This window comes from Thiohalomonas denitrificans (assembly GCF_016841685.1).
Classification (GTDB): Bacteria; Pseudomonadota; Gammaproteobacteria; order Thiohalomonadales; family Thiohalomonadaceae; genus Thiohalomonas; species Thiohalomonas denitrificans_A.
This window is the reverse complement of sequence record NZ_JAENYR010000048.1, coordinates 21,796-30,206: the sequence shown is the minus strand read 5'-3', so window position 1 is coordinate 30,206 and position 8,411 is coordinate 21,796. Positions and strand designations below refer to the sequence as shown.

At 59.4% G+C, this 8,411-nt stretch carries 7 protein-coding genes; 5 read left to right on the top strand and 2 right to left on the bottom strand.

Features of this window, described 5'->3' with window-relative positions:
• Both Q7L05_RS11265 and Q7L05_RS11260 read left to right on the top strand, forming a co-directional pair.
• Positions 1-233: hypothetical protein (locus tag Q7L05_RS11265; RefSeq protein ID WP_303906329.1), on the top strand; the 233-nt coding region annotated here is incomplete at its 5' end.
• A 95-nt stretch (positions 234-328) separates the two neighbouring features.
• The gene (locus tag Q7L05_RS11260) at positions 329-1,300 is read left to right on the top strand and encodes a PstS family phosphate ABC transporter substrate-binding protein (RefSeq protein ID WP_303906326.1); all 972 of its coding nucleotides are present in this window, start codon (positions 329-331) and stop codon (positions 1,298-1,300) included.
• Between the two features lie 297 nt (positions 1,301-1,597).
• Here Q7L05_RS11260 and Q7L05_RS11255 read toward each other — a convergent pair whose 3' ends face one another.
• The gene (locus tag Q7L05_RS11255; RefSeq protein ID WP_303906323.1) at positions 1,598-1,957 is read right to left on the bottom strand and encodes a hypothetical protein; all 360 of its coding nucleotides are present in this window, start codon (positions 1,955-1,957) and stop codon (positions 1,598-1,600) included.
• 176 nt (positions 1,958-2,133) lie between these two features.
• Positions 2,134-3,135: a ribonuclease Z gene (locus Q7L05_RS11250; RefSeq protein ID WP_303906320.1), complete on the bottom strand. Its 1,002-nt coding sequence runs from the start codon at positions 3,133-3,135 to the stop codon at positions 2,134-2,136.
• A gap of 247 nt (positions 3,136-3,382) precedes the next feature.
• Here Q7L05_RS11250 and Q7L05_RS11245 point away from each other — a divergent pair, with 247 nt between their 5' ends.
• From Q7L05_RS11245 to pstB, 3 genes are all read left to right on the top strand, one after another.
• A complete protein-coding gene (locus Q7L05_RS11245; protein WP_303906317.1) occupies positions 3,383-5,644 on the top strand; it encodes an ABC transporter permease subunit in 2,262 nt (753 codons plus the stop codon).
• Positions 5,645-5,826: 182 nt separating this feature from the next.
• The gene (gene pstA / locus Q7L05_RS11240) at positions 5,827-7,491 is read left to right on the top strand and encodes a phosphate ABC transporter permease PstA (protein WP_303906314.1); all 1,665 of its coding nucleotides are present in this window, start codon (positions 5,827-5,829) and stop codon (positions 7,489-7,491) included.
• Between the two features lie 44 nt (positions 7,492-7,535).
• Positions 7,536-8,381: a phosphate ABC transporter ATP-binding protein PstB gene (gene pstB / locus Q7L05_RS11235; protein WP_303906332.1), complete on the top strand. Its 846-nt coding sequence runs from the start codon at positions 7,536-7,538 to the stop codon at positions 8,379-8,381.
• The last annotated feature ends 30 nt before the right edge of the window (positions 8,382-8,411 follow it).

The window sequence follows — 8,411 nt, the reverse complement described above, 5'->3', positions numbered from 1 at the left end:
CGTTTTTGGGGGGCTCCCTTCGGGCGAGCCGCTGGCCGGCCATCTGCGGCGTTGCATTTCTTGGGCCGCTCTTGCGCATCCCTGCGCCCGCGGCATTTGTGCGTCCCTGCACTTCAAAGGGCGCGCCATTCCCTGCAAAACGCGCCTTGCATCTGGCCGGCCAGCGACTCGCTGAAAGCACCGCCAAGCATGCAACAGTACACTGGATCGGCGGCATTCGCCGGCCGGCCTGATTGTCACCCAACGGTTATGGCATCGTCACGCTACTGTCATATCCGCACCCCATCATGTCATCAGTACCCTAAACCGAAGTGAGGAAGTGATGTCTATGAAATCGTTCAAACTGCTTGCAGTAACCGGCTTGGCCGGACTCATGGCCGGTGGTCTGGCCGTAGCCCAAACGGCCGTTGATCCGGCTGTTCCCGAGTACACCCGGGCCAGCGGTGTGTCCGGCAGCATCTCTTCAGTGGGCTCTGACACTCTGGCGAACCTGATGACCTTCTGGGCGGAGGAATTCAAGCGCGAATATCCCAACGTCAACATTCAAATCCAGGCTGCCGGCTCCTCCACCGCGCCGCCCGCACTCGCCGAATCGACCTCCAACCTGGGTCCCATGAGTCGAAAAATGAAGGACAAGGAGCTGGAGAGTTTTCAGAAGAAGTTCGGCTATAAACCGACCGCCGTCCCGGTCGCCATTGATGCGCTGGCGGTATTCGTTCATAAAGATAATCCTGTCAAGGGCATGACCATCCCACAGGTGGATGCCATCTTCTCCGCTACCCGCAAGTGCGGGGCTTCCGCCGATGCCACCCGCTGGAGTGAGGTGGGGGTGGATGGCAGCCTCGGCAACAAGAGCATTCAGCTCTACGGTCGTAATTCCGTTTCGGGTACCTACGGATATTTCAAGAAGAAGGCCCTGTGCAAGGGAGATTTCAAGAACGGCGTCAACGAGCAGCCCGGGTCTGCTTCTGTAGTGCAGTCCGTGGGAAGCTCCATCAACGGCATCGGCTATTCAGGCCTCGGCTACAACACATCGGGTGTGCGCACTGTTCCTTTGGCGTGGGCAGAAGGTGACGAATTTTTTGATGCCACACCGGGAAACGCACTGTCGGGTGACTATCCTCTGGCCCGTTTCCTCTACGTGTACGTCAACAAGCATCCCAACCAGCCGCTTCCGCCGCTGGAGCGCGAGTTCATCAAACTGGTGCTCTCCCGGCAAGGTCAGAATGTTGTGGTCAAAGATGGTTATATTCCCTTGCCGGCTAGTGTGGTTGAGGAAACGCTGAATGCCTTGAAGTAATATTCGCGGCTTCCCCCGCGCTAATGCGCTCCCGGTCTCCGGGAGCGCATTTTTTATGAGCCTTCTGTTTTCCACATGGACCACTATTGGGGGTTTCTTTCGTCAAGACGCCAAGGGGAGGTGTCCGGGTGTCTACTACAGCGCCTGCTACGGTCGCTGCGGGCAGACCACCTTTCGGCGAACGCGACCTTTCGATTGCCGAGTCTGGTGGGATGTACCCTCTGAGGGTTTAATAACCGATAGCCTGCCGTGGCTTACGGGGCTCGTTGACAGAGTTGACGCTTGGGCGAGAGCTGTTTAGTTGGTCCCGGGCTGTTGGTCCTTTCCGGGTGTTTCGCAAGGCCGATGAGCAAAGAGTGCCGATAGGGGGTAATCCAATAACGCATGGACGGCTGCCTGTCCCTCTGTATCGAATTCCAGGCGGGTTTCGCCGGGCTCCGGGCGTGTGACCCGAGCCGGGGTTCTGTGCACCCGGTTACGTCCCTCACGGCGGTAGGAGAAAGTGACTTCCACCTCTGCCTGGCTGGGCAGAAGGATGCATCCGGTCTCGACCATCATGCCAAAGGCGTCAAAGCTCTTGGCGGTGCCTCGGACCAGACCCAGAGGTCGATAGTTGAGAATGAGGTACAGGGTTCCATTCAGGGGAGCGTTCGGCATAGTCAGGTCCTCGCAGCATTATCCGGAAGCCGGTTGTCTATCCTCGGACAGAGACTCTGGACGGGCACAATGACAATGCGGTGAAAGTTCTGTTTTATTGTGATGAAGAGTGGTCAGAGGGTGTACGGGGTGTACGGTCTCAGGCACAACCAATGAGTTCGACGACGTGACGCGCCTTATCGGTCGCGTTGTTCAAAAGCCGCCAGGGCCTCCCGGGCGAGTGCCTCGCCGTCGGGATATCGCGCCGAGTAGTGGAATGGGACGATGCGCCCGACCCCGGCGCGACGGGCCAGTTCGCCGGCGCGGGCGGCGGTCAAGTGGTATTTCTCGTTCGCCATGGCCGCATCTTCCTGTAAAAACGGCGTTTCGATGAAGAGGGTGTCGGCGCCGCTGATCAGTTGCAGGATGCGCTCGGCATTGGCCTTGTGTCCCGCGGTATCCGTCACATAGGCCACCTTTTGCCCGGGCTCGATACGCACCACGCTACGCTTCAGTTCACCCAGGCTGAGTAAGCGTTCACCATCCTCACCCTTCGCCCGAACCGGCGTATCGTCGGCTTCTCCGACCAGAATCGCTCTCTTCAACTCACGGAGCCACGGGCCCGTTTTCAGGCCCAATTCGTCGAGGCGGTTTTTCCAGATATTGATGTGCTGCTTCTCCTCCAGTGCATACGCGACTGAGGGAATACGGTGATCGAGCAGGGTATGGCGAACGCTGAATTGCGGCTCGTCCACCAGTAATCCGTCGCTGATTACCGATTCGGTTTCACCACTGCGCCGGAAGGCGTCGCGACTGTGATAGTGCGCATGGCGGGCACGGCCGCCACTGCCAAGCTCCGTGACGGCCAGCGCAAAGTCGGCCCTGTAGTTGGCGACCAGGTTCCAGGTGTAGGCGGCCAGTTTGTGGCCGACCTGGTCGATCAGCCCCGGGGGGCCGAACAGGTGGAGCTGTTTGTTACGCCCCACGAGCAGACGAACCAGCCGGTCGAAGCCGATGAAATGATCCATGTGGGTGTGTGAAATAAATGCGTGGGTGACCGACAGCAGTGTGCGCGGCGACAGCGGTGTATTGTCCCCCAGGTCGAACAGCAGCGCCCGTCGCTCGAACAGAAACTCGACCAGAACCCCGGGATCGCCCTCCGGTGTGTTGACCAGTCTGGGGTGAAATAGCGGCTTCATCGTTTCTCGCCACCTATCCCGGAAAATTCATGAATTCACCGCAAACACGCCAGGAGCGCAAAGAATTCAATTGCTTATCGGTATACATAACCGAGAAACAACGGAAACGGCAGAACCTCGGCGATAATGCAAGATGCATGGTAATCAAAGCTTTGCGTCCTTTGCGTCTTTGCGGTGAATAATCCGGGCCGATCGAAACACATGGGGTTGTCATACAACTGTCATCTTCGCTGGCTATCCTGCGCGGATGGAAACATCCAGCGAATTTCCGGTCAGCCTTGACAACAGCGCCCTGAACGCACGCCAGCGCTGGCGCATGATCAAGGACAGAGTGGCTCACCATGCCGTGGGCCTCGGCGGTGTCGGTGTAATCATCGCTATCCTGCTGATCTTTTTCTACCTGTTGTACGTGGTCTTTCCGCTTTTCCTTCCCGCTTCCATCACCAAGCTGAACAGTTATCCGGTGCCCGGTGGAACCGAAGCGAAGTCCCTGCATGTCGCGCTGGAAGAGAGCGCCACGATGGCAGTCCGCTACACGAACGGGGGCGATGCGGTCTTCTTCGACACCGGCAGCGGCGAGGTAAACACCACCATTCCGCTTTGGGAAGGGGATGTGCGCAGTATCGCCGTCGACTCCACGGGGAGCGGCCTGGTAGCACTCGGGTTGGAGGATGGGAGCGCACTGGTGGTCCAGCACCGCTTTAACGTCAGTTACCCCGATGACCTGCGCACCGTGACGCCCGAGATCGAGTATCCCTATGGCCCGGAACCCCTGCGCATTGCAGATGAAGGGGTCCTTCTGGAGCAACTGGTGCTGACGGACACGGACCGTCGTCTGCTGCTGGCAGGAGTGGCCGATGATGGATGGGTGCGGCTGGCCGCCTTTGATAAAAAGAGCTCCTTCATCAGTGACGAGGTTACGCTGAAGCGCAATGCCGGCGTGGTCGAGACGGCGGGGGTGGCGCCCGCCTTTGTCCGGGTAAGCCCCAATCAGAAGCGCCTTTACATCGCGAGAGAGGACGGGACGCTCCTGCACTACGGCGTGCAGGACCCGCGAAAGCCGGAACTGCTCGAAACCGTAGCCCTAACCGACAATGGTGTCGAACTGACCTCGCTCGAGTTTCTTCTGGGCGGCTTCTCGCTCCTGGCGGGTGACTCCGAAGGGCGGCTCAGCCAGTGGTTCCCGGTGCGTGATGAACAGAACCGGTATCACCTGGAGCGGGTCCGCGGCTTCGAGTTTCAGGGGGCGCCGATCACGGGTATCGAGCCGGAAAAGCGCCGCAAGGGTTTTCTCGCTTCGGACAGTGAAGGACGGCTGGGGATCTATCACTCCACTGCAGAACGTACACTGCTGCTGGACCGGGTCGTCGATAGCCGGATCCGGAATCTGGCGCTATCCCCCCGCGCCAACCGATTGTTGGTGGAAGATACCCGTGGGAACACCCATATCTGGTCGGTGGACAACGAGCATCCCGAGGTCTCCTGGTCATCGCTGTGGGGCAAGGTTCACTACGAGGGCTACGATGAGTCTCTCTACACTTGGCAGTCGTCGGCCTCGACCAACGATTTCGAACCCAAATTCAGTCTGATGCCGCTGGCGTTCGGAACCCTGAAGGCTGCCTTTTACGCGATGCTGATGGCCATGCCCCTGGCGATATTCGGCGCCATTTACACCGCCTATTTCATGGCGCCGAAGATGCGCAGTGTGGTGAAGCCGACGATCGAGATCATGGAGGCCCTGCCCACGGTTATTCTCGGCTTTCTCGCCGGCCTCTGGCTGGCGCCGATCATGGAGCAACACCTGCCGGGGATCTTCATGCTGCTGCTGATCGTGCCCCTGGGGGTTCTGCTGTTCGCCTTTGCGTGGCGCCAACTGCCGGGATCGATTCGGCGCCTGGTTCCCGAGGGTTGGGAGGGCCTGTTGTTGATACCGGTGGTGCTTTTCCTGGGGTGGCTGGCGATCGCCCTCAGTGTCCCGGTCGAAATCTGGCTGTTCGGCGGCAACATGCCGCAGTGGCTGACGAACGAACTGGGTATCTCTTTCGATCAGCGCAATTCTTTGGTGATTGGACTGGCGATGGGGTTCGCCGTTATCCCGACCATTTTCTCCATTACCGAAGATGCGATCTTCAGTGTCCCCAAGCACCTGACCTTCGGCTCGCTGGCGCTCGGCGCCACGCCCTGGCAGACCTTGACCCGGGTGGTTATTTTGACCGCATCTCCCGGCATCTTCTCGGCAGTGATGATCGGCATGGGCCGGGCCGTGGGCGAGACCATGATCGTGCTGATGGCGACCGGCAACACCCCGATTATGGACTTCTCCATCTTTGAGGGCATGCGCACCCTGGCGGCGAATATTGCGGTGGAGATGCCGGAGTCCGAGGTGGACAGTACCCACTACCGTATTCTCTTCCTGGCGGCTCTGGTGCTTTTCCTGTTCACCTTCGTGGTCAATACCGTTGCCGAACTGGTCAGGCACCGTCTGCGCCGCAAGTACAGCAGCCTCTAACCCATTTCTTACCACAAAGACGCAAAGGGCTCAAAGAGATTGATTGTCAAAGGACGCCATAGGGACCGGCTTTTTCCGGTGGTTGGCATCGAGGTTTGCGAGTGGACCGACATCCATGGCTTTCTTTGCGCTCTTGGCGTCTTCGCGGTGAATCGAACAGAAATTGTGCCAATCGGGGTCCGATGAGACAAAACGTAAAAAGCTGGTTTCGAGAGGGTACACCCTGGATCTGGCTGAATGCCGGAGCGGTGAGTATCAGCATCATTATGGTGGCCGGGCTGCTGCTGCTGATCGCCTACCAGGGCCTTGGGCACTTCTGGCCGAAGGCGGTGCTGGAGACCGATTACCGCCAGCCCGGCGGTGATCGGGTTCGGGTTATCGGGGAAATCCACGACACCGAAAGTGTGCCGGTCGAGCGTTTCACCGGAACTGGCGTCGAATTTCCCGAGGGTCAGGAAATGGTTACGCGCCTGCTGGTCAAGACCGGCAACCGTGATGTGGGCGGCCTGGATTTTCGCTGGCTGGTCGAGTCCCGCATGGAGGATGTGCGCTATCCGGACCAGTTGATGGTGCTGGAGCGCCGCGAGTGGGGTAATTTCTACGGCTTTATCAAAAGCGTCAGGGAGCAAGGTGATATCGTCACCCGGGGAGAGGGCGCCTGGGAGGAGCTTCAGGCACGCCTGGAGCGAGTAGAGCGCCTGCACGCCGAGATCAAGACGCTCGAGAAGGACCGGATCGGTACCATCAATTATCAACTCGAACAGTTGCGCCTGGAAAAACGCGGTTTGGAACTTGAGGGGATGAGCCCCGAAATGGCCGCGGCGGCGATAGCCGACGAACGCAGTGTCCTCGAGGCCCGCTACGGAAAACTCGAGACGGAACTGAATGCCCTGTACGAGGCGAGCAACCGTGACAGCCTCACAGCAGTGACCATGAGTGGCGCCGAAACGGATGTTCCGCTCGGACAGGTGGTGCGAGCCTACCGGCCCAACGCCATGGGTCCCTTCGACAAGGTGGGTTTCTATCTCGCGAAGATCAGGGAATTCGTCAGTGACGACCCGCGGGAGGCCAATACCGAAGGCGGGATTTTTCCGGCCATCTTCGGCACCGTGATGATGGTGATCCTGATGTCCATCCTGGTGACGCCATTCGGCGTGGTGGCGGCGATCTATCTCCGGGAGTATGCCAAACAGGGACCGCTGGTGCGTATCATCCGTATCGCGGTCAACAACCTGGCCGGCGTTCCGTCGATTGTGTATGGCGTTTTCGGGTTGGGGTTCTTTGTCTATTTCCTGGGCGGTAACATCGACCAGCTGTTCTTTCCCGAGGCGCTCCCGGCACCCACGTTCGGAACGCCGGGGATTCTCTGGGCGTCACTGACTTTGGCGCTGCTTACGGTGCCGGTGGTTATCGTCGCCACCGAGGAGGGCCTGTCACGGGTTCCCAGCTCCATTCGCGAGGGGAGCCTGGCCCTGGGTGCCACCAAGGCCGAGACCCTGTGGAAAACGATTCTGCCGATGGCCAGTCCGGCGATGATGACCGGCCTGATCCTCGCAGTGGCCCGGGCCGCCGGAGAGGTTGCGCCGTTGATGCTGGTGGGTGTGGTCAAGCTGGCCCCTTCCCTCGCCGTCGATGGCAACATGCCTTTCCTGCACCTCGAGCGGAAGTTCATGCACCTGGGCTTCCACATCTACGACGTCGGCTTTCAAAGCCCCAACGTCGAGGCCGCCCGTCCGCTGGTCTATGCCACGGCGCTGTTGTTGGTGCTGGTGATTATTGTGCTCAACCTGGGAGCCATCGCCATTCGTAATCGCCTGCGCGAGAGATACCGGGCACTCGAACATTGACGAATCGAAGTTGGAATGAACTGATGAATGATGCATCTGCTGCCATGACCAGAAAGAAGCCGTCGAAAGGCGGTGCCCACGGGCTCGATCTGAGTTCACTGGATCGGGAGAGGCGCGAACTCAACCTGGCCAATGAGGAGATCGCACTGCGGGTACGGGACCTCGATCTCTACTATGGGGAGAAGCAGGCACTCGACAAGGTCAACATGGATATCCCGCGGCAGCGAGTCACGGCCTACATCGGTCCCTCGGGCTGCGGTAAGTCGACACTGTTGCGCTGCTTCAACCGCATGAACGATCTGGTCGATGGCGCACGCATCGAAGGCCGCATCGAGCTGGACGGTCACAATATCTATGACCGCAAGGTCAATGTGCCGCAGTTGCGGCGGCGGGTGGGGATGGTGTTTCAGAAGCCCAATCCGTTTCCCAAGTCCATCTACGAAAACGTCGCCTACGGGCTGCGACTGCAGGGTGTCGACAGTCGAAGAGTCCTGGACGAGTCGGTGGAACAGGCGCTGCGGGGGGCGGCGCTGTGGGGCGAGGTGAAAGACCGGCTGCATGACAATGCGCTGGGCCTGTCCGGTGGTCAGCAGCAGCGCCTGGTGATTGCCCGCTGTATCGCCATCGAGCCTGAAGTGCTGCTGCTCGACGAGCCGGCGTCCGCTCTGGACCCCATCTCCACGCTCAAGATCGAAGAGTTGATTTACGAGCTCAAGGAGAAGTACACGATCGTTATCGTAACCCACAACATGCAGCAGGCCGCACGCGTCTCCGACTATACCGCCTTCATGCTGCTCGGCGAGCTGATCGAATTCGGCGATACCGATACCCTGTTCACCAACCCGGCGCACAAGCAGACCGAAGACTACATCACCGGCCGCTACGGCTAACTGAAGCGGAACCAAAGGCTAACCGCAAAG

Bases quoted from the DNA above. Each gene is read 5' to 3' on its own strand.
- Q7L05_RS11260 (WP_303906326.1), top strand. From the start codon at position 329: ATGAAATCGTTCAAACTGCTTGCAGTAACCGGCTTGGCCGGACTCATG.
- Q7L05_RS11255 (WP_303906323.1), bottom strand. From the start codon at position 1,957: ATGCCGAACGCTCCCCTGAATGGAACCCTGTACCTCATTCTCAACTAT.
- Q7L05_RS11250 (WP_303906320.1), bottom strand. From the start codon at position 3,135: ATGAAGCCGCTATTTCACCCCAGACTGGTCAACACACCGGAGGGCGAT.
- Q7L05_RS11245 (WP_303906317.1), top strand. From the start codon at position 3,383: ATGGAAACATCCAGCGAATTTCCGGTCAGCCTTGACAACAGCGCCCTG.
- pstA (WP_303906314.1), top strand. From the start codon at position 5,827: ATGAGACAAAACGTAAAAAGCTGGTTTCGAGAGGGTACACCCTGGATC.
- pstB (WP_303906332.1), top strand. From the start codon at position 7,536: ATGACCAGAAAGAAGCCGTCGAAAGGCGGTGCCCACGGGCTCGATCTG.